The sequence below is a fragment of the Homoserinibacter sp. GY 40078 genome (genome assembly GCF_008017545.1).
GTDB lineage: Bacteria > Actinomycetota > Actinomycetes > Actinomycetales > Microbacteriaceae > Homoserinibacter.
The window spans coordinates 827234-846864 of sequence record NZ_VRTZ01000002.1 but is presented as its reverse complement, the minus strand read 5'-3'; the positions used below and the strand labels follow the sequence as shown (position 1 = coordinate 846864).

General features: G+C 68.0%; 21 protein-coding genes. 10 read left to right on the top strand and 11 right to left on the bottom strand.

The features are described from left to right. Positions 1–18: 18 nt before the first annotated feature. Positions 19–534, bottom strand: coding sequence for a flavin reductase family protein (locus tag FVQ89_RS12810; RefSeq protein ID WP_187265023.1), 516 nt, complete (start codon positions 532–534; stop codon positions 19–21). Positions 535–591: 57 nt separating this feature from the next. Between FVQ89_RS12810 and hisD the strand changes: the two genes are divergently transcribed. From hisD to FVQ89_RS12795, 3 genes are read left to right on the top strand one after another with little or no spacing between them, the layout of a single operon-like run. Beyond that, entirely contained in the window at positions 592–1902 is a 1311-nt protein-coding gene (hisD, locus tag FVQ89_RS12805; protein WP_147902303.1) for a histidinol dehydrogenase, read from the top strand. A gap of 51 nt (positions 1903–1953) precedes the next feature. Further along, entirely contained in the window at positions 1954–2445 is a 492-nt protein-coding gene (nrdR, locus tag FVQ89_RS12800) for a transcriptional regulator NrdR (protein ID WP_147902302.1), read from the top strand. Positions 2446–2465: 20 nt separating this feature from the next. Continuing rightward, positions 2466–3500 (top strand): quinone-dependent dihydroorotate dehydrogenase, encoded by a 1035-nt coding sequence (locus FVQ89_RS12795; protein ID WP_147902301.1) that lies wholly within the window; start codon positions 2466–2468, stop codon positions 3498–3500. Here the strand turns inward: FVQ89_RS12795 and FVQ89_RS12790 are convergent. Further along, on the bottom strand, positions 3475–4044 hold the full coding sequence (locus tag FVQ89_RS12790; RefSeq protein WP_147902300.1) for a DUF3043 domain-containing protein: 570 nt from the start codon (positions 4042–4044) through the stop codon (positions 3475–3477). The two genes, FVQ89_RS12795 and FVQ89_RS12790, sit on opposite strands and share 26 nt — an antisense overlap. A gap of 38 nt (positions 4045–4082) precedes the next feature. Here FVQ89_RS12790 and FVQ89_RS12785 point away from each other — a divergent pair, with 38 nt between their 5' ends. The 6 genes from FVQ89_RS12785 (at position 4083) to FVQ89_RS12760 (ending at position 9496) form a co-directional block, all read left to right on the top strand. Then, complete coding sequence (locus FVQ89_RS12785; RefSeq protein WP_147902299.1) at positions 4083–5510, top strand: dipeptidase; 1428 nt, start codon at positions 4083–4085, stop codon at positions 5508–5510. Between the two features lie 26 nt (positions 5511–5536). Further along, positions 5537–5884: an iron-sulfur cluster insertion protein ErpA gene (gene erpA / locus FVQ89_RS12780; RefSeq protein ID WP_147902298.1), complete on the top strand. Its 348-nt coding sequence runs from the start codon at positions 5537–5539 to the stop codon at positions 5882–5884. A gap of 130 nt (positions 5885–6014) precedes the next feature. Next, positions 6015–6896, top strand: a complete 882-nt coding sequence (coxB, locus tag FVQ89_RS12775) for a cytochrome c oxidase subunit II (RefSeq protein ID WP_255513598.1) — start codon at positions 6015–6017, stop codon at positions 6894–6896. Between the two features lie 8 nt (positions 6897–6904). Further along, on the top strand, positions 6905–8641 hold the full coding sequence (ctaD, locus tag FVQ89_RS12770; protein ID WP_147902296.1) for a cytochrome c oxidase subunit I: 1737 nt from the start codon (positions 6905–6907) through the stop codon (positions 8639–8641). Between the two features lie 4 nt (positions 8642–8645). Beyond that, a complete protein-coding gene (locus tag FVQ89_RS12765) occupies positions 8646–9074 on the top strand; it encodes a cytochrome c oxidase subunit 4 (protein ID WP_147902295.1) in 429 nt (142 codons plus the stop codon). Continuing rightward, positions 9074–9496 (top strand): GNAT family N-acetyltransferase, encoded by a 423-nt coding sequence (locus FVQ89_RS12760; protein WP_147902294.1) that lies wholly within the window; start codon positions 9074–9076, stop codon positions 9494–9496. Before FVQ89_RS12765 ends, FVQ89_RS12760 begins: the two co-directional genes overlap by 1 nt. A gap of 56 nt (positions 9497–9552) precedes the next feature. On the opposite strand, the gene FVQ89_RS12755 is transcribed toward FVQ89_RS12760, so the two are convergent. The 5 genes from FVQ89_RS12755 to FVQ89_RS12735 all read right to left on the bottom strand — a co-directional run bounded on the left by FVQ89_RS12755 (position 9553) and on the right by FVQ89_RS12735 (position 14119). After that, positions 9553–9852 (bottom strand): putative quinol monooxygenase, encoded by a 300-nt coding sequence (locus FVQ89_RS12755; protein ID WP_147902293.1) that lies wholly within the window; start codon positions 9850–9852, stop codon positions 9553–9555. 57 nt (positions 9853–9909) lie between these two features. Beyond that, entirely contained in the window at positions 9910–11478 is a 1569-nt protein-coding gene (locus FVQ89_RS12750; protein ID WP_147902469.1) for a cytochrome bc complex cytochrome b subunit, read from the bottom strand. Between the two features lie 68 nt (positions 11479–11546). Beyond that, positions 11547–12608: a ubiquinol-cytochrome c reductase iron-sulfur subunit gene (locus tag FVQ89_RS12745; RefSeq protein WP_147902292.1), complete on the bottom strand. Its 1062-nt coding sequence runs from the start codon at positions 12606–12608 to the stop codon at positions 11547–11549. A gap of 34 nt (positions 12609–12642) precedes the next feature. Further along, a complete protein-coding gene (locus FVQ89_RS12740) occupies positions 12643–13446 on the bottom strand; it encodes a c-type cytochrome (protein ID WP_147902291.1) in 804 nt (267 codons plus the stop codon). A gap of 28 nt (positions 13447–13474) precedes the next feature. After that, a complete protein-coding gene (locus FVQ89_RS12735) occupies positions 13475–14119 on the bottom strand; it encodes a heme-copper oxidase subunit III (RefSeq protein ID WP_147902290.1) in 645 nt (214 codons plus the stop codon). 102 nt (positions 14120–14221) lie between these two features. Between FVQ89_RS12735 and trpD the strand changes: the two genes are divergently transcribed. Further along, positions 14222–15274, top strand: coding sequence for an anthranilate phosphoribosyltransferase (trpD, locus tag FVQ89_RS12730; protein WP_147902289.1), 1053 nt, complete (start codon positions 14222–14224; stop codon positions 15272–15274). On the opposite strand, the gene FVQ89_RS12725 is transcribed toward trpD, so the two are convergent. The 4 genes from FVQ89_RS12725 to FVQ89_RS12710 are packed head-to-tail and all read right to left on the bottom strand — an operon-like array spanning position 15271 to position 19605. After that, positions 15271–16485 carry a sugar ABC transporter permease gene (locus FVQ89_RS12725; RefSeq protein WP_147902288.1) on the bottom strand — a complete coding sequence of 405 codons (1215 nt, stop codon included), beginning with the start codon at positions 16483–16485 and terminating at the stop codon, positions 15271–15273. The genes trpD and FVQ89_RS12725 overlap by 4 nt on opposite strands. Next, complete coding sequence (locus FVQ89_RS12720) at positions 16482–17306, bottom strand: ATP-binding cassette domain-containing protein (protein ID WP_255513596.1); 825 nt, start codon at positions 17304–17306, stop codon at positions 16482–16484. Before FVQ89_RS12720 ends, FVQ89_RS12725 begins: the two co-directional genes overlap by 4 nt. After that, positions 17303–18400, bottom strand: a complete 1098-nt coding sequence (locus FVQ89_RS12715; protein WP_222706089.1) for a sugar ABC transporter substrate-binding protein — start codon at positions 18398–18400, stop codon at positions 17303–17305. Before FVQ89_RS12715 ends, FVQ89_RS12720 begins: the two co-directional genes overlap by 4 nt. Continuing rightward, complete coding sequence (locus tag FVQ89_RS12710) at positions 18397–19605, bottom strand: ROK family transcriptional regulator (RefSeq protein ID WP_147902286.1); 1209 nt, start codon at positions 19603–19605, stop codon at positions 18397–18399. Before FVQ89_RS12710 ends, FVQ89_RS12715 begins: the two co-directional genes overlap by 4 nt. Between the last annotated feature and the right edge of the window lie 26 nt (positions 19606–19631).

The following is a 19631-nucleotide window of genomic DNA, read 5'->3' as shown; positions in this document are numbered from 1 at the left end:
CTGCGGAAGGGATCCCGGCTAGGCGGGGTCGCCCGGCCGCAGGAAGGTGCGCTCGTGGTAGAGCAGAGCCTCATCCGTGTCGCCGAGCGAGCCGTCCTCGATCTGCACGACGATCACGGCGTTCTCATGCACCGGATAACGTCCCACGATCCGCCCGAGCATCCACGCGGGCACGTCCTTCAGCACGGGAAGTCCGAGCGGTCCCGGCGCCCAGTGGTCACCGTCGAAGCGATGGTCGTGGTCGCCCGCCATGATCTCGGCGACCCGACGGTTGCGCGAGCCCAGCATGTGGATGATCACGTGATCGGTCTGCTCGATGGCGCGCCACGCACTCGAGACCCGCGCCATGTTGAAGGTGGCGAGTGGCGGCACCGCGGCGAGTGATGCGAGCGAGGTCGCAGTGAACCCGACCGGGCGTCCGTCGGGATCGCGCGCGGTCACCGCCGACACCCCGGCGGCGAGGCGGCGGAACGCGAGCTTGAACGCGGAGAGGTCATCCACGACCTGTTCGGCGTGGTCGGTGCTGTTTTCCATCGACTTCATTCAACTCCCGGTCAGGCCGATGCATTCCGCCGCCGTAGCATGGTCGCGATGATCCAGACTCTCGACCTCCGCGGAACCCGGCCCACGTCCTCCGAGCTTCTCGAACTGGTGCCGCGAGCGGTGGTCGACGTCTCCGTCGCCGCAGAGGCCGCCGCGGCCCTCATCGCCGAGGTGCGCGAGCGGGGCTCCGCGGCCCTGTTCGATCAGGCGGAGCGGCTGGACCGTGTGAGGCCGGAGTCGCTGCGTGTGCGCCCGGAGGAGCTGGCCGCGGCGGTGGACGGCCTCGACGCGCGGGTTCGGGACGCCGTCGAGGAGTCGATCGCGCGCGTGCGTCGTGCGAGCGCCGCGCAGGTTCCGCCCGCGACGACCACCGAGCTCGCGCCCGGTGCCCGAATCGAGCAACGCTGGCAGCCGGTGCGCCGAGCCGGCTTCTACGTGCCGGGCGGCAAGGCCGTGTATCCGTCGAGCGTCATCATGAACGTCGTTCCCGCGCAGGCGGCAGGCGTCGGTTCCCTCGCGCTCGTCTCGCCTCCCCAGGCCGCGTTCGGTGGATCGGTTCACCCGACGGTCCTCGCCGTCGCGGCGTTGCTCGGCGTCGACGAGGTCTACGCGATCGGCGGCGCGGGCGCCATCGGTGCGTTGGCCTACGGAGTCGCCGACCTCGGCCTCGAAGCGGTCGACGTGATCTCGGGGCCCGGAAACGTCTACGTCGCGGCCGCCAAGCGGCTCGTGCGCGGGGTCGTCGGGATCGACGCCGAGGCGGGGCCCACCGACATCCTGGTGCTCGCTGACGAGGGCGCCGATGCGCGCCTCATCGCCGCGGATCTCGTCAGCCAGGCCGAGCACGACGAGCTCTCAGCCGCGGTGCTCGTCACGGACGCACCGCAGCTCGCCGTGCGTGTCGCCGAAGAGCTCGAGACCCGTGTGGCGAGCACCCGTCACGCGGAGCGCGTACGTGCCGCGCTCGGCGGCCGGCAGTCGGCACTCGTGCTCGTGGACGACGCGGAGTCCGCGGCCGCATTCGTCGACGCATTCGCTCCGGAGCACCTCGAGATCCACACCGCCGATCCCGACGAGGCGCTCGCCCGCATCTCGAACGCGGGCGCGATCTTCCTCGGGCCCTCGGCGCCCGTGAGCCTCGGCGACTACCTCGCGGGATCGAACCATGTGCTCCCCACAGCCGGCCAGGCGCGGTTCTCGTCGGCGCTCTCCGCGATGACGTTCCTGCGCCCGCAGCAGGTCGTGCGCTACGAGCGTGAGGGTCTGGCGGCCGTCGCCGATCGGATCCGGGCGTTCAGCGACGCGGAGGATCTGCCCGCGCACGGCGACGCTGTCGCGGCTCGCTTCGACGCTCCCTGAGAAGCGCTTCCTGACAGGCGCCGCGGAGCCGCGGCGAGTATCCTGGGTGCGATGTTCTGCCCGTTCTGCCGCCATCCGGACAGCCGGGTCATCGACTCGCGGACGAGCGATGACGGGCTGTCGATTCGTCGTCGCCGTCAGTGCCCGGAGTGCGGCCGCCGCTTCTCGACCACCGAGACCGCGAGCCTCAACGTGATCAAGCGCTCCGGCATCGTCGAGCCGTTCAGCCGCGAGAAGATCGTCTCGGGGGTGCGCAAGGCCTGCCAGGGGCGACCGGTCAGCGACGCGGACCTCGCCCTCCTCGCCCAGCGCGTGGAGGAGACAATCCGCGCGACCGGTGTCGCGCAGACCGACGCCAACGACATCGGTCTCGCGATCCTGCCTCCGCTGCGTGAGCTCGACGAGGTCGCCTACCTGCGTTTCGCGAGCGTCTACCAGGGCTTCGACTCACTCGACGACTTCGAGTCGGCCATCACGCTGTTGCGGGTGGAGCACGCGAGTCGCGCCGACGGGGCGCCGCAGGCGACGGCCGGCGAATCCTGAGGCGCTAGCCTGAAGGCGGCATGTACCGTCTCCTCTTTCGCCTCGTCCTGGCGCGCTTCGACCCCGAGTTCGCCCATCACCTGGCCTTCATCGTCATCCGCGTGCTCGGGTGGCCCGGGCTGCGCCGGATCGCGCGCGCCGTCACCCGGCCTGCACCGGAGCTCGCGGTCGACGCGCTCGGCATCCGCTTCCCGTCGCCGTTCGGCGTTGCGGCGGGCTTCGACAAGGAGGCGCGGGGCATCTCGGGTCTCGGTGCGCTGGGCTTCGGCCACGTCGAGGTGGGCACGATCACCGCGCTCGAGCAGCCGGGCAATCCGAAGCCGCGCCTGTTCCGCCTGATTCCGGACCGTGCGGTGATCAACCGCATGGGGTTCAACAACGCGGGAGCCGACGCTGTCGCTCCGCGGATCCGGCGAGAGCGATCGGGATCGTCGCGTCCCGTGATCGGCGTGAACATCGGCAAGAGCAAGGTCGTCGATGTCGACGACGCCATCTCGGACTACCTCGTGAGCACGCGGCTCCTTGCGCCTCACGCCGACTACCTCGTGGTGAACGTCTCGTCGCCCAACACCCCGGGCCTTCGGGGGCTCCAAGAGCTCGACCGACTCGAGCCGCTCCTCGTCGCGGTTCGGGATGCCGCCGGGGGAGTGCCGGTGCTGGTCAAGATCGCCCCCGACCTCACCGATGAGCAGGCGATCCGGATCGCCGAGCTCGTCACGCGAATCGGTCTCTCGGGCATCGTTGCCACCAACACGACCCTGTCCCGCGACGGACTCGTCACCGACCCCGAGGTCGTCGCCCGGGCGGGGGATGGCGGCCTCTCGGGCGCGCCGCTCGCCGCGCGCTCTCTCGCGATGCTGCGGATGCTGCGCGCGGCCGTCGGGTCCGATCTCTGCATCGTCTCGGTCGGCGGGATCACGACGGCCGCCGATGTGCGCGAGCGGCTCGATGCCGGTGCGACTCTCGTGCAGGGCTACACGGCGTTCCTCTACGAGGGCCCCTTCTGGGCGCGCGCCGTGAACCGGGGACTCAGGCGGGGAACTGCCCGCGGCTGACCTGGGGCTTCGGCAGGCGAAGCGGACGCAGCTGCACCGCGCGCATCGTCGCGTACCACCGGTACTTCTCGACCTTGCCCTCGCCGAACTTGGCGGTCAGCTTCTTGCCGAGCCGCCGGTTCATCGCGAGCGCGTCAATGACCACGAGGATGAGGAATCCGTACGTGGCGATGAGCGAGTAGGTCGCGATCGCGCTCACCGGGACCAGCATCGCGAGGATCACGAGCACCATGAGCGGCAGCAGCAGCTCGCCGGCGCTCCACCGCGCATCGACGTAGTCGCGCACGTACCGCTTCTGCGGGCCCTTGTCGCGGATCGGCAGGTAGCGCTCCTCGCCGTTCGCCATTCCGACGCGAACACGCTCGCGCTGCTCGGCGATCTGGCGGCGCGAGTCCTTCGAGGCTGCCCGGCGGTCGTTCGGAACGAGGGGTCGCTTGCGCGCCGCCTCCTGCTCCTTGCGGGAGGGGGTCGCATGACCCTTTCCGGTGCTCGGGATCTCCGGCGTCTCGGAGGCGGCGGGCTCGGTGGGGGTGTTCTTGGGCACGGGATTCCTCGTTCGTCGGTCTGCTTAAGATAGCCCACATGTCCGTAGCCGGTTCTGACTCCACTTCGTCCGCCACCCCCCGATCCGAGGAGTTCCGCACGGTCGTCGCCGCGGGCCTGCCTCGTGCGATCGCCGACATCTCCGGTCTCGTGCGCATCCCCTCGGTGTCCTGGGACGGCTTCGACCACAGCCACGTCCAGGCGAGTGCGGATCGCGTCGCGGAACTCGCGCGGGAGCTCGGCGTCTTCGAATCGGTCGAGGTGGTGCAGCTGCCCGTCTCGGATCCCGATTCCGATGCTCTCGGCCTCCCCGCGGTCGTCGCGACTCGCGAGGCGAAGGCCGGGAAGCCGACCATCCTTCTCTACGCGCACCACGACGTGCAGCCGCCCGGGGACGACGCGGCCTGGGACTCGAAGCCGTTCGAGCCGACCGTGCGCGGTGAGCGTCTCTACGGTCGCGGCGCCGCGGACGACAAGGCAGGCGTCGCGCTTCACCTTGCGGCGATCCGTGCCCACCTCGAGGTGCTCGGGGACCCCGAGATCGGACTCGTGCTCTACGCGGAGGGGGAGGAGGAGTTCGGCTCCCGGTCCATCCTGACCTTCCTCGACCACTATCGCGAGACCTTCGACGCCGACGTCATCGTCGTCGCCGACTCCGGCAACTGGACGACCGAGATTCCGGCGATCACCGTCGGTCTCCGCGGGGCGGTCGCCTTCAACCTGCGCATCACGACCCTCGACCACGCCTCCCACTCCGGGATGTTCGGAGGTCCCGTGCCCGATGCGATGCTCGCCGCGATCCGCACGCTCGACACGCTGTGGAACCCCGACGGCTCGGTCGCGGTGGAGGGACTCGACTCGCGTGAGGCGGAGACTCCCGACTACGACGAGGCGCAGCTGAGGCTCGAGACGGGCCTGTTGCCGGAGGTCGCCCCGATCGGCCGAGGCGAGATCGTGTCGCGGATGTGGAACCAGCCCGCCATCACGATCACCGGTATCGACGCACCGAGCGTCCGCGAGGCGTCGAACACCCTCGTACCGAGCGTGCGGGTACGCGTGAGCGCGCGAGTCGCCCCCGGCCAGCGCGCCGAGGACGCGTACGCGGCGATCATGGCGCATCTCGAGCGGAACGCCGCCTACGGCGCCCGGCTCGAGGTCGACGGGCTCGACCTCGGGCAGCCCTTCCTGGTCGATACGAGCGGATGGGCAGTCGCCGACGCCCGGGAGGTGCTCGAGGAGGCGTTCGGCGCCCCCGCCGTCGAGATGGGCGTCGGCGGGTCGATCCCCTTCATCGCCGAGCTGGCGGAGCGCTTCCCCCGGGCCCAGATCCTCGTCACGGGAGTCGAAGACCCCGATTCCCGGGCCCACAGCCCCAACGAGTCGCTCCACATTCCGAGTCTCGAGCGGGCGATTCTCGCGGAGGCGCTTCTGCTGTCGCGCCTCGGCGCGCGAACTCCAGCGTCCTAGCGGGGTCCGTGGTTACAATCTCGTTCATGACGGACACGCTCGAGACCACTCACGGGGTCAGCCTCACCGACACGGCCGCGCTCAAGGTGCGCTCGCTCCTCGAGCAGGAGGGTCGCGACGACCTGCGCCTCCGGGTGGCCGTGCAGCCCGGTGGCTGCTCCGGTCTCATCTACCAGCTCTACTTCGACGAGCGCCTGCTCGATGGCGACGCGACGCGTGACTTCGATGGTGTCGAGGTCGTGGTCGATCAGATGAGCGTGCCCTATCTCGACGGCGCATCGATCGACTTCGAGGATTCGATCCAGAAGCAGGGCTTCACGATCGACAACCCCAATGCGCAGGGGAGCTGCGCATGCGGAGACAGCTTCCACTGATCCGTCTGACATCGGTGGCCCGTCTCTCGGGTCACCGCAGGGCCAACACGGGGCATCCTCCGCAAGGAGGGGGCCCCGTTCGGCTATAGACTGGACGCGATTCACCACGTCGTCGTCCGAGAGGTCACAGGTGCGCTCCACACGCCCCCAGGGTCCGGTTCGCCGTTCCCGACTCGCCCGCTGGGCAGTCGTCCCCATCGGCCTCGCGGCCGCACTCGTTCTCGCAGGATGCACCGAGCAGCAGCTCAACGGTTGGCTTCCCACCACAGCGGGAACCACGAACCACGTCGACCGGGTCATCGGTCTCTGGGTCACCTCGTGGGTCGTGTTGCTCGGCGTGGGTGTCGTGACGTGGGGCCTGATCCTCTGGGCGGCGATCGTCTACCGTCGCCGCAAGGGTCAGACGGGCCTGCCGGTCCAGCTCCGCTACAACATGCCGATCGAGATCTTCTACACGGTCGTGCCGTTCATCCTCATCATCGGCTTCTTCGCCTTCACCGCACGCGACCAGGCGGCGATCGAGGCGGAGTTCGACGACGGCCCCGACGTCCACATCGAGGCCATCGGCAAGCGCTGGGCGTGGGACTTCAACTACCTCGATGCGAACCGGTACTCCGAGGGCGTGCAGGCGCAGCCCGACAGGGAGGGCGAGATCGATGAGGACTCGCTTCCGGTGCTCTATCTGCCGGTCGGCGAGAAGGTGCAGATCGACCTCGAGTCGCGCGACGTCGCGCACTCGTTCTGGATCCTGGACTTCCTCTACAAGAAGGACATGCTGCCCGGGAAGACCAATCACATGTACTTCATCCCTCTGAAGGAGGGCGAGTACCGAGGCAAGTGCGCCGAGCTGTGCGGCGAGTATCACGCCGACATGCTCTTCGAGGTACGGGTGGTTTCGCCGGAGGAGTACGACAGCTACCTGGCGACGCTGCCCGAGGGCCGTAACGGTCTCGACAACAACCCCAACCAGAACCTGCCCGGCAACGGCAGCTCGAGCGAGAACGAGAGCTGAGGCATCTGATGACCACCGCTACCGCACCGGCGCCGTCGTATACGAGTTCTGCAACTCCCGGAGCTCCGCGCCGCACCCGCAAGGGCAACGTCCTGGTCAAGTGGATCACCACGACCGACCACAAGACGATCGGCTACCTGTACCTCATCACCTCGTTCATCTACTTCTGCATCGGAGGTGTGCTGGCGCTCGTCATCCGTGTCGAGCTCTTCACCCCCGGCGTCGACGTCGTGCCGACGAATGAGGCGTACAACCAGATCTTCACGATGCACGGCACGATCATGCTGCTGATGTTCGCGACACCGCTCTTCGCGGGCTTCGCGAACGCCATCATGCCGTTGCAGATCGGCGCTCCGGATGTCGCGTTCCCGCGTCTGAACGCCTTCGCCTACTGGCTGTTCAGCTTCGGATCGCTCATCGCGATCGGTGGGTTCTTCACGCCGCAGGGCGCCGCCGGATTCGGATGGACCGCCTACGCGCCGCTCACGAGCACGACGTTCTCGCCGGGTCTCGGGGGCAACCTGTGGGTGTTCGGCCTCGCGCTGTCCGGTTTCGGAACGATTCTCGGTGCAGTCAACTTCGTCACCACGATCATCACGATGCGCGCTCCCGGTATGACGATGTGGCGCATGCCGATCTTCACCTGGAACATCCTGGTGACCTCGATCCTCGTGCTCCTCGCCTTCCCGGTGCTTGCCGGCGGTCTGTTCGCGCTGGGCGCCGACCGCGTGTTCGGGGCGCACCTGCTCGACCCGGCCAACGGCGGCACGATCCTGTGGCAGCACCTGTTCTGGTTCTTCGGTCACCCCGAGGTCTACATCATCGCGCTGCCGTTCTTCGGCATCGTCTCCGAGGTCTTCCCGGTGTTCAGCCGCAAGCCGATCTTCGGCTACAAGACGCTCGTGTATGCGACCATCGCGATCGCAGCTCTCTCGGTCACCGTGTGGGCGCACCACATGTACGTGACCGGATCCGTGCTGCTCCCGTGGTTCGCGCTCATGACCATGCTCATCGCGGTTCCCACCGGAGTGAAGATCTTCAACTGGGTCGGCACGATGTGGCGCGGATCGGTCACCTTCGAGACGCCCATGATCTGGGCGATCGGCTTCCTCGTGACCTTCGTGTTCGGTGGACTCACGGGCGTGATCCTCGCGTCCCCGCCGCTCGACTTCCACGTCTCCGATTCCTACTTCGTCGTGGCGCACTTCCACTACGTCGTGTTCGGGACCGTCGTGTTCGCCATGTTCTCGGGCTTCTACTTCTGGTGGCCCAAGTGGACGGGCAAGATGCTCGACGAGCGGCTCGGCAAGATCCACTTCTGGCTGCTCTTCATCGGGTTCCATGCGACATTCCTGATCCAGCACTGGCTGGGCGTCGAGGGCATGCCGCGACGGTACGCGAGCTACCTCGCGAGCGACGGCTTCACCTGGATGAACCAGCTGTCGACGATCGGATCCGCGATCCTGGCCGTCTCGCTGCTGCCCTTCTTCCTCAACGTCTTCATCACGGCCCGCAAGGCGCCGAAGGTCACGGTCGACGACCCGTGGGGCAACTCGCGCTCCCTCGAGTGGGCGACTTCGTGCCCGCCGCCGCGACACAACTTCACGTCGATCCCGCGCATCCGTTCGGAGTCGCCGGCATTCGACCTGCACCACCCGGAGCAGCCGCTGCACGTGGGGGTCGGTCCCGCGAAAGACGCCCCCGAACGCCCCGTTTTGGACCTCGCCGAGGGAGAGGTGAAGTAGCGCCATGCGCACCAATGTGAACCTGATGGTGATCCTCGGGGTCTTCTTCTGGCTGGCAGCTGCCGCCTACACCCTGTGGGTCGTCATCGATCACTCGTGGGACTGGACGAAGATCGAGTGGGTCGGAACCGTCGCGATGGCGCTGTCGGGCATCCTCGCGTTCTTCCTCGCCTTCTACCTGAGCCGTGTGCACAAGGCTCAGGGCGGCGAGCTCCCGCAGGATGTCCTCACCGCCGACATCGATGACGACGACCCGGAGATCGGGCATTTCAGCCCGTGGAGCTGGTGGCCGTTCGTTCTCGGGGCGGCCCTCGCGCTGGTATTCCTCGGGCTCGCGGTCGGTCCGTGGATCTCGTTCATCGGCGGCCCGCTCGCGCTCATCGCGATCGTCGGCTGGAACTACGAGTACTACCGGAACAACTTCGCACGCTGATGTCGGTTCGGGAGTTCCGAGCGGGTGACGAAGACGCGCTCTTCGAGCTCGTCACTCAACTCGGCCACGCCTTCCCGCCTGATCGCGCGGCTTTCGACCGCACCGTTGCCGAGTACCAGGCGGGTGAGCAGCCGAGCGTGCTGCTCCACGTCGTCGAGGACGCCGACGGAATCCGTGGGTACGCATTGACCACGATCGTGCCGCTGCTGTCGACGAACGGTCCTTCGGCCCAGCTGCAGGAGATCGTCGTCGCCACCGACGCCCGTGGTCACGACTACGGCACTGCTCTCGTGAAAGCGGTAGAGGCGGAGTGCGAGCGTCGCGGTGTCACGCAGCTCACCGTCGCCAGCCGCCGTGCCGGCGGCTTCTACGACCGCCTGGGGTTCCACGAGTCGGCCGAGTACATGCGTCGCTTCTTCTAGGCCCGCGCCCTGACCACAGAGCCGCGAATCGCGGGGCGGCAAACCACGGAGTCACCTCAGAGCTGTCGATCTGGGTTCTCGGGCACCGTGCGGATCGTATAGCGGCGTTCGATGCCCGCGGTTGCTCGCCCCCAGTCGCTGGAAGCGGCTCGCTTCTGGTGCGACTCGAAGGTGCTCTGATCCTCGAACTCCTCGTCGACCGACCAGACGAAGGGATCGTCCGTCGGTGCGATCGAGAATGCGAGGCATCCCGACTCGGTTCTGCTCAGTGCGATGTGCTCGGGAAGGTGCGTCGTGACGAGTTCTGCCTCAGTCGCTGTTCTGCAGACAAGATGTCCCGTCAGGTGAACGCCCATCCACCAACGGTAACCGTCGACGGTTCGCTGAGCCCGGAGCCCCGGGGGAGCGGACGATCAGTGGCCGTGGTGTGAGGCTTCGATCTCCGCACGGGTGACCGGCGCGATGCGGTCCTCGAAGAACCACCGCGAGAGTGCGCCGCGGAGCTTCGTCGAGACAGTGATCTTGCCATTCGTGTTCGGGCGAACCATGAGCGGCGCGTACTCCTCGTAGCTGACGAGACGCCACCGGTCGTAGTCGGAGAGCTGCTCGTGCACCTCGATGTACTCGCCGCCGGGCAGGCGAACGATGCGACCCGACTCGAAGCCGTGCAGGGCGATCTCGCGGTCCTTCTTCTGGAGCCCGAGGCAGACCCGCTTGGTCACGAGGTAGGCGATGATCGGCCCGAGGATGAGCAGCGCCTGCAGCGTGTGCGTGACCCACTCGATCGAGAGGCGGAAGTGGGTGGCGATGAGGTCCGAGCTCGCGGCTGCCCACATCACTGCGTAGAACGTCACGCCGGCGGCGCCGATGGCCGTACGGGCCGGGGCGTTGCGGGGGCGGTCGGCGATGTGGTGCTCGCGCTTGTCGCCCGTGACCCAGCCTTCGATGAAGGGATAGAGCGCCACGACCACGAGGAACAGGCCGAGCACCACGATGGGGATCAGGATGTACCAGGTGAAGGTGAAGCCGAAGATCTCTGTCTCGAGGTGCGGCGGGATGAGACGCAGCATGCCGTCGGCGAAGCCGATATACCAGTCGGGCTGGGTTCCGGCAGACACAGGGGAGGGGTCGTACGGTCCGTAGTTCCAGATCGGGTTGATCGTCACCGTGGAGGCGATGACCATGATCACGCCGAACACGATGAAGAAGAACCCGGCCGCCTTCGCCGCGAAGACGGGGAGGATGGGCGCACCCACCACGTTCTCCTGCGTGCGTCCGGGGCCGGCGAACTGGGTGTGCTTGTTGACGATCAGCAGAATCATGTGGACGCCGATCGCCGCGATCACGAGCGCAGGCAGCAGCATGATGTGCAGCATGTACAGGCGTCCGACGATCGCCTCGCCAGGGAACTCTCCGCCGAAGAGCAGGTAGGAGATCCACGTCCCGATGACCGGGACGCCCTTCACCATGCCGTCGATGATGCGGAGGCCGTTACCCGACAGGAGGTCGTCCGGGAGGGAGTAGCCGGTGAAGCCTTCGGCCATCGCGAGAATGAACAGCAGGAACCCGACGACCCAGTTGATCTCACGGGGCTTGCGGAAGGCGCCCGTGAAGAAGACGCGCAGCATGTGCAGACCGATGGATGCGACGAAGAGCAGCGCTGCCCAGTGATGCACCTGGCGCATGAGCAGGCCGCCGCGGACCTCGAAGCTGATGTCGAGTGTGGAGGCCATCGCCGCCGACATCTCGACACCCTTCATGGTGGGGTAGGCGCCTTCATAGATGACCGGGGCCATCGACGCCTGGAAGAAGAACGTGAGGAACGTGCCCGACAGCAGGATCACGACGAAGCTGTAGAGCGCGACCTCGCCGAGCATGAACGACCAGTGATCGGGGAAGATCTTGCGACCGAGCTCCTTGACCATGCCGGAGAGGCTCGTGCGGTCCTCGATGTAGTTGGCGCCCCAGTTGACGAACCGCATACCCGGCCCGGGAGGAGCCTTCTGCTCCGCGGCCGGTGCGGCCGTGGTGGCGGTGGCGGTATCGGTGCTCACAGCGAACGCTCCCAGAAGCTCGGTCCGACGGGCTCGTGGAAGTCGCTGCGCGCGACCAGGTAGCCCTCTTCGTCGACGGTGATGGGCAGTTGCGGCAGCGGGCGCTTGGCCGGGCCGAAGATGACGGCGGCCTCACGCGTGATGTCGAACTGCGACTGGTGGCAGGGGCAGAGGAGGTGGTGGGTCTGCTGCTCGTACAGCGCCACCGGGCAGCCGACGTGCGTGCAGATCTTCGAGTAGGCCACGATTCCGCGGAAGTTCCAGTCTTCGCGTCCCTCGGACACGTTGAGGTCCTCGGGGAGGAGACGCATGAGCAGCACGGCCGCCTTCGCCTTCTCCTCGAGCGGATGCGACGACTCGTGCAGGTTCTCGGGGATCACGTGGAAGACAGACCCCAGGGTCACATCCGAGGCCTTGATCGGTGCGCCGCTCGGGTCGCGGGCCAGACGCACGCCCTCTTCCCAGAGGGTGTGCTTGAGCAGCGTCACCGGGTTGTCGGCCGGTGCGAAGTCGCGGAAGATCACCAGGGCCGAGAGCGGGGCGAGCGCGAGCGCGCCGATCAGGCTGTTGCGGATCAGCTTGCGCCGGGTGAATCCCGACTCCTCGTTGGCGATCGTGAAGATCTCACCGGCGCGCGCGACGGTCTCGGGCTTCCCGCGGGTGAGGTGGCGCTGCTCGACCTCCTCATGACCGTGCATGAGGGACTTCGCCCAGTGCACCGCTCCGAACCCGATTCCGAGGAGGCCGAGGGCGAAGCCGAGGCCCAGGAAGAGGTTGTTCAGGCGGACCGAACCCATGTCGCCTTCATGGATCGGGAACACGATGTAGGCGACCACGGCGAGCACGCTGCCGACCATCGAGGCGAGGAAGAGCCAGAAGATGCGCCGTTCGTTCTGCCGCTCCTTGGCGGGGTCGAGATCGGAGACCCGCGGACGGTACGGCGGGAAACCGGGATTCTCGACGGCATCGTCCGAGATAACGGCGACACCGACGGACACCGGCTTCGGTGCGTGCGTCTCGACTGCGGTGCCGGGCTCGGCGCCGTCGGTCCCTGTCATCGGGTTCCCTTCCTGTGTTCCTGTGCTCACGCGCCTAGTTCGACTTCGCTGTCAGCCAGATGGTGATCGCCACGATCGCGCCGAGGGCGAAGATCCAGACGAACAGGCCCTCCGAAACGGGGCCGAGGTTGCCGAGGTCGAGACCGCCGGGCGATCCGCTCTCCTCCACGTACTTGAGGTACGAGATGATGTTGGCCTTGTCTTCGGGGCTGATGTTCGCGTCGTTGAAGACCGGCATGTTCTGCGGGCCCGTGATCATGGCCTCGTAGATGTGCTTCGCCTCGACACCGGCAAGCGCGGGGGCGAACTTGCCCTCCGTGAGGGCACCACCCGCTCCGGCGACGTTGTGGCACATGGCGCAGTTGATCCGGAAGAGCTCGGCACCCGTCGCGAGGTCATCGCCCTCGAGGTACTGGGCCTCGGGGATCGACGGGCCAGGGCCGAGAGACGCGACCCACGCTGCCAGAGCAGCGATCTGCTCGTCGGTGAACTGCACCGGCTTCTTTTCGGCCTGCGGTCCCTGAGCCGCCATCGGCATGCGACCGGTGCCGACCTGGAAGTCGACGGATGCGGCTCCGACACCGATGAGAGTCGGAGCGTCCTCCGTGCCCTGTGCCTGCAGGCCGTGGCAGCTGGCACAGTTCGCAGCGAACAGCTTCTCGCCGTCGGCGGTGAGCTTCGCGACCTGAGTCTCGCTCGCGGCGTCGGCGCTCGTCGCCGATGTCACGGCGGCGTAGACGCCACCGGTGGCGAGAAGGCCGATCAGAAGGAGCGCGGCCGAGGCCAGCGGCGATCGACGTCCGGTACGTCGAGAAGCTGAAGCTGATGATGTCGACATGGTCGCGGTGCGTATCCGATCTGTCGTTCTACTGGGCGAGCGGAAGGATGTAGACGGCGAGGAAGAGCGCGATCCACACGACGTCAACGAAGTGCCAGTAGTAGGAGACGACGATCGCGCTCGTCGCCTCCTTGTGGGTGAAGTTCTTGACCGCGAAGATGCGCCCGATGACGAGCAGGAACGCGATGAGTCCGCCGGTCACGTGCAGGCCGTGGAAGCCCGTGGCGAAGTAGAAGACCGAGCCGAAGGAATCGGAGGAGAGTCCGACGTGCTCGGACACGAGAACGCCGTACTCGTAGATCTGCCCGACGACGAAGGTGGCGCCGAGGAAGAAGCTCAGGAAGAACCACTCGACCGTGCCCCAACGCGCGAGGTTGAACACGCCGCCGGTCCGGCGCGGCTGCATGGCCTCAGCGGCCCTCACGCCCATCTGCGCCGTGACCGACGAGAGCACGAGGATCGCGGTGTTGATGCCGGAGAAGACGATGTTCAGCTTCGCCGACTGCGACGCGAAGAGCTCCGGAGACGTGGAATGCAGAGTGAAGAACACCGCGAAGAGACCGGCGAAGAACATGACCTCGGAACCGAGCCACACGATCGTGCCCACGGAGACGGGGTTCGGCCGGTTGATGACCGGGGTGCTCGGTGCGCTGACGGCAGACGTAGTGGTCACCTGTCCATTATGGCCGATATCGCCCTCGGCGAATTCACCGGCAGGCCCGTCGTGTCGAAACCGGTGTCCGCCCGTTCGGACCCAGTCGCTAGCATCGTGGCCATGCCCACTGAACTCACCTGGCCCGCCGTGCTCACGGAGCTGCTCGCAGGGGGCGACCTCTCGATCTCCGAAGCCGAGTGGGCGATGGGCAGCATCATGGCCGGGGAGGCCACAGAGGCCCAGCTGGGGGCCTTCCTCGTGGCGTTGCGCGGCAAGGGCGAGACGGTGGACGAGATCGTGGGTTTCCGCGACGCGATCCTCGCGAACGCGCGTCCGCTCCCGGTCGATCCGATGGCTCTCGACATCGTCGGTACGGGTGGGGACCGCTTCGGCACCGTGAACGTCTCGACGATGTCCTCGATCGTCGCGGCGGCCGCCGGCGCGCGAGTCGTGAAGCACGGCAATCGTGCCGCGAGCTCCGCATCGGGATCCTCAGACGTGCTCGCGCGACTCGGCGTCGATCTCGCTCTCGAACCGGAGCGGGTCGCCGAGGTGCTCGACGAGGTCGGGATCACCTTCGTGTTCGCGTCGCTCTTCCATCCGGGGTTCAAGAACGCGGGGCCGGTACGCAGCCAGCTCGGCATCCCGACCGTCTTCAACTTCCTCGGGCCGCTGTGCAACCCCGCGCGCCCGGAGGCATCCGCGGTGGGAGTTGCAAGCCTCGAGAAGGTGCCACTCGTGGTCGGCGTGTTCCAGACGCGCGGGGCAACCGCTCTCGTGTTCCGGGGCGACGACGGGCTCGACGAGCTCTCGACGACCGGCCACAGCCATGTCTGGGAGGTCTCTCGCGGATCGGTCACCGAGCACGATCTCGATCCCGCGGACCTCGGGCTGCCGCGGGCGAGCATCGAGGACCTCCGCGGCGGAGACTCGGCGCACAACGCCGCGGTCGTGCACCGAGTGCTCGAGGGGGAGCGGGGTCCCGTCCGCGACATCGTGCTGCTCAACGCGGCGGCAGGCCTCGTCTCGTGGGATCTCGCGCAGGATCACACCCGCGCCGAGGAGGACATCCGCGACCGCTTCCGCGACAAGATCGCGCTCGCCTCGGCAGCCATCGACTCCGGTGCCGCGCGCGAGAAGCTCGACGCCTGGGTCGCCGCGACGGGCGCCTAGGCCTGACCGTGCGCCGCGCGTGAGCGGCGCGTGAGCGAGTCGATGATGACCGCGAGCAGCAGCACCCCGCCCGTGATCATGTACCGAATCGACGAGTCGAGGCTGAGGAGCGTCAGTCCGTTCGAGATCGACTGGATCACCGCGATCCCGAGCAGAGCGCTCCACGCCGAGCCGCGGCCCCCGAAGAGACTCGTACCACCGATGACGGCTGCGGCGATGGCGTTCAGATTGGTGTCGCCTCCGCCGGAGGAGAGACTCGCTGAGCTGAGGCGCCCTGCCGCCAGCAGTCCGCCTACCGCGGCGAGCGTCGAGCACAGCACGAACACCGAGATGTAGACCCGGTCGACGCGGATCCCGGCGCGTCGGGCGGCCTCGACCGAGCCGCCGACGGCATACACCTGTCGGCCCCAGACGGTGCGCGTCAGCGCGACGTCGACGACGATCACGAGTACGACGAAGAACACGAACATCACACCGACGCCTCGGTCGGTCGCGAGGTAGGCGACGGCGGCGACGCACAGTGCGAGGAGCCCGCCAGCCCGCAGTGCCTGCCATCCGAGCGCCCCGACCGGAAGGCCCGCGCGGATGCGTCGCCGACGTCGCAGCGCGGCCGAGAGGAACACGACACCCGCCCAGACGGCCGACAAGGCATAGGCAAGCCACGGGGGGAGAAACCAGCTCTGGGCGAACAGCACGATCGGCGAGTCGGCGGGGAGGTTAATCGAGCCCGTCGGCCCCAGGACCTTCAGCTGCAGCCCGAGCACGCCGAGCAGCCCGGCGAGCGTGATGATGAAGCTGGGCACCCCGAACCGGGTGTAGAGGGCACCGTAGAGGAGCCCGATAGCGGCTCCCGCCAGAACAGCGACCAGGATCGCAACCCCGAGCGCCCAGCCGAGCTGGGTCAGCCCCACCCCGAGGATCGCGGCGGCGAGCCCCGACACCGACCCGACCGAGAGGTCGATCTGCCCGAGAAGGAGAACCAGGACGATCCCGATGGCGATCGTGCCCACCGCCGCGCACTGCAGCGTGAGGTTCACCAGGTTGTCGGCGGAGAGGAAGCTGGGATTCAGCGCCTGGAACACGCCCCAGATCACGATGAGGCCGACCACGACCGGCAGTGATCCGAGATCGCCTCCCGTGAGTCGCGCCCGTGCGTCCGCGAGGGCCGTCGAGACCCGAGAGGGCGGTGTGGTCGGGATGCCGGCGGTCATCGGGTCGGACGGATCGGGTGGGGCCCCGGAAGAGGGGCGTCGGGCATCGGGCGGGCGTGCTCGGTGGCGCCGGTGATCGCGGCGATGATGTCCTCGTATCCCACGTCGGGAGCGAGGAAGTCGCCGTTGTTGCGCCCGAGGCGCAGCACGACGATGCGGTCGGCGACGGCCTGCACGTCGGCCATGTTGTGGCTGATGAGCACGACGCCGTGTCCGCGTTCGCGGAGCCGTTCGATGAGGTTCAGCACCTCGGCGGTCTGCGCGACGCCGAGCGCGGCCGTCGGCTCGTCGAGGATCACGATGCGCGGGTCGCCGATGAGGGAACGAGCGATCGCGACGGTCTGCCGCTGGCCGCCCGAGAGCGCGGCGATCGGCACCCGGACGGAAGGCATCCGCGCCGAGAGCTGCCGAAGGAGCTCCCACGCGCGCCGCTCCATCTCCTCCTCTTCGAGCGCGGGGGCGGCGATCTCGCGGCCGAGGAACAGATTCGCGACCACGTCGAGGTTGTCGCAGAGGGCGAGATCCTGGAAGACCGTCGCGATTCCGAGTGAGCGCGAGGCGGTCGGATCCGGGATCTGCACGGGTTGGCCGTCGAACTCGATCTCGCCCGCGTCGGCGGGATGCACCCCCGCAAGGATCTTGACGAGGGTCGACTTGCCGGCGCCGTTGTCGCCGACGATCGCCACGACCTCTCCCGGGTAGACCTCGAGGTGGATGTCGGTGAGCGCCTGCACCTTGCCGAAGCTCTTGGAGATGCCGCGCATCGCGAGCGCCGGCATCCGATCCATTCGCGGCAGCGGAGGCGGTGTCGCCGTGCTCATGCCGCCACCAGTCCGGCGGCGCGACATGCTTCTTCGTAGTCGGGTGTGCAGAGCTGCTCGAGGGTGATGAACCCGTCGGCGATGACGACCGGCCCGATGTCGGACGCGGTCACAGCGACAGGATCGAGCAGGTAGGTCGGCACCGTGGAGCCCTGGACGTCGATGCTCGTCTCGCCATCAATCTGGCGATCGTTAACGAGGTCGATCGCGAGTTCGGCGGCGAGCCGGGCCTGGGGTCGCAACGCCTTGTAGACCGTCATGTACTGATCGCCGGTGAGGATGCGCTGGAGCCCCGCGACCTCGGCGTCCTGCCCGGTCACCGGGGGAAGCGGCGAGACGCCCGCCGCCTTGAGGGAGGCGATCGCCCCGCCTGCGGTCGGATCGTTTGCCGCGTAGACGCCCACGATGCGGTCGCCGAACCGCGTGATCTGGCCCGTCACCCAGTCCTGGGCCTTCGCGGGTTCCCATCCCGGCGTGTCGAACTCGGCGAGGACCTCGAAGCCGCTCGCGTCGATCACCTCATGAGCACCGGCCTTGAAGAGCGATGCGTTGTTGTCGGTGGGGGAGCCGTTGACCATGAGGATCCCGCCGTCCGCGGGCGTGAGACCCTCCGCCTCGAGACGAGCGATGAGCGACTGCGCCTGGAGACGCCCGACGAGCTCGTTGTCGAACGAGATGTAGGCGGAGATGTCGGGGCTGTCGATCAGGCGATCGTAGGCGATGACCGGCACTCCGCGCCCACGGGCGAGTGTCACGATCGACGCGGCCGCCTTCCCGTCGTACGGGTCGAGTACGAGCGCCGCGACCCCCTGTGTGAGCATCGCCTCGGCCTGCTGACGCTGCTTGGCGGTGTCGCCGTCGGCATTCCCGTAGAGCACTTCGCATCGGGCGCACAGCTCGGTGATCCGCTCCTCAAAGAACGGACGGTCGGCGCTGTCGTAGCGGGCCGTGACCGAATCCGGAAGCAGCAGACCGATGCGCGCGGTGTCGGGGTCGACGACGGTACCCCCGGTGACCGCGTTGGTGCAGCCCACGAGCAGCACGGCGGCGAGCACCGCCGGCGTGACCGCGCGGATCGACCTCGCGGGTCTCACCCGAGCGCCGCCCGCAGTTCGACGGTTCCCGACATCCCCGCGGGGAAGGCGCTCACCCGATCGGTCGCGAGCCCGATCGCACCCACGAGTGCGGCACGTGGGCCGAGCTGACCGGCGACGATCTCGGGCGGAGGGGCGAGACGCGTCGCGAGGGAGCGATCGACGACCTGGCGGATCGGACCGAGCAGCATCTCGCCGGCGCGCGCCAGGTGGCCCCCGATGACGATCCGTTCCGGGTCGAACATGCTCGCGATGTTGGCGGCCGCGACGCCGATGTGCGTGCCGGCGTCGGCGATGGCCCGGATGCAGGCGTCGTCGCCCGCCATGGCCCGCACGATCACATCGCCGATCTTGAGGCCCGGGTAGTGGGGCTTCAGCCCCTCGACCACAGCCTCTCCGCCTGCGACAGCCTCGAGGCAGCCGAGATTTCCGCAGCGGCAGATCGGGCCGTTCTCGATGATGACCATGTGGCCGAATTCGCCGGCACTGCCGCTCGCGCCCCGGTAGGGGTGGCCGCCCACGAGGATCCCCGCGCCGATCCCTTCGCTCACCTCGACGAACATCGCGTCGCCCTGCCCGCGGAGCGCGCCGAGTCGGTGCTCGGCGAGCGCGGACAGGTTGGACGAATTGTCGACAGCGACCGGGGCCCGCAGGGTTCGCTCCGCCGTCTCGCGAACGGCGATCCCCTCCCAGCCGCGGAGGATCCCGGGACGCGCGATCATGCCGCTCGCCGAGTCCATGGGCGCCGAGATGGCGATGCCGACGGCGAGCAGCTCGTCACGATCGGCAGAGACGGACTCGAGCATGTCGGCGACGAGCATCCCCACCCGCCGGATCTCGTTGTCGGAGCGGTGGTCGCGGGCGAGCGGCATCTCGTGCTCCGAGACGACCGTCATGGAGGCGTCGGCAAGAGCGACGCGGAGGTGGCGTTGGGCGAAGTGGATTCCGCAGACGAGTCCGGCCGTGTGGGCGAGGGTCACGTACTGGGCACGGCGACCGGAGCGCATCGACTTCGAGGTCGACAGAACGCCTGACTCCGACAGCTCCTTGACGATGTTCGAGACCGTCGCGGGGGAGAGGCCCGTGACGCCCGCCAACTCGACCTGGGTGAGGCCACCGTGCTTACGCACCGCATCGACGATCCGACCCCGGTTGGCCTCGCGCAGAGAGGTCTGCGACCCGGGGGTTCGTCGTCGGTCCGCCATGCGCTCAGGATACCGGCCGAGTGCCG

Coding starts and splice junctions, on each gene's coding strand:
- FVQ89_RS12720 (WP_255513596.1), bottom strand. CDS start 17,306: ATGAGCACGGCGACACCGCCTCCGCTGCCGCGAATGGATCGGATGCCG.
- nrdR (WP_147902302.1), top strand. CDS start 1,954: ATGTTCTGCCCGTTCTGCCGCCATCCGGACAGCCGGGTCATCGACTCG.
- FVQ89_RS12765 (WP_147902295.1), top strand. CDS start 8,646: ATGCGCACCAATGTGAACCTGATGGTGATCCTCGGGGTCTTCTTCTGG.
- FVQ89_RS12725 (WP_147902288.1), bottom strand. CDS start 16,485: ATGACCGCCGGCATCCCGACCACACCGCCCTCTCGGGTCTCGACGGCC.
- FVQ89_RS12795 (WP_147902301.1), top strand. CDS start 2,466: ATGTACCGTCTCCTCTTTCGCCTCGTCCTGGCGCGCTTCGACCCCGAG.
- FVQ89_RS12755 (WP_147902293.1), bottom strand. CDS start 9,852: ATGGGCGTTCACCTGACGGGACATCTTGTCTGCAGAACAGCGACTGAG.
- trpD (WP_147902289.1), top strand. CDS start 14,222: ATGCCCACTGAACTCACCTGGCCCGCCGTGCTCACGGAGCTGCTCGCA.
- FVQ89_RS12745 (WP_147902292.1), bottom strand. CDS start 12,608: ATGACAGGGACCGACGGCGCCGAGCCCGGCACCGCAGTCGAGACGCAC.
- FVQ89_RS12740 (WP_147902291.1), bottom strand. CDS start 13,446: ATGTCGACATCATCAGCTTCAGCTTCTCGACGTACCGGACGTCGATCG.
- FVQ89_RS12710 (WP_147902286.1), bottom strand. CDS start 19,605: ATGGCGGACCGACGACGAACCCCCGGGTCGCAGACCTCTCTGCGCGAG.
- FVQ89_RS12810 (WP_187265023.1), bottom strand. CDS start 534: ATGGAAAACAGCACCGACCACGCCGAACAGGTCGTGGATGACCTCTCC.
- FVQ89_RS12785 (WP_147902299.1), top strand. CDS start 4,083: ATGTCCGTAGCCGGTTCTGACTCCACTTCGTCCGCCACCCCCCGATCC.
- FVQ89_RS12750 (WP_147902469.1), bottom strand. CDS start 11,478: ATGCGGTTCGTCAACTGGGGCGCCAACTACATCGAGGACCGCACGAGC.
- hisD (WP_147902303.1), top strand. CDS start 592: ATGATCCAGACTCTCGACCTCCGCGGAACCCGGCCCACGTCCTCCGAG.
- erpA (WP_147902298.1), top strand. CDS start 5,537: ATGACGGACACGCTCGAGACCACTCACGGGGTCAGCCTCACCGACACG.
- FVQ89_RS12760 (WP_147902294.1), top strand. CDS start 9,074: ATGTCGGTTCGGGAGTTCCGAGCGGGTGACGAAGACGCGCTCTTCGAG.
- ctaD (WP_147902296.1), top strand. CDS start 6,905: ATGACCACCGCTACCGCACCGGCGCCGTCGTATACGAGTTCTGCAACT.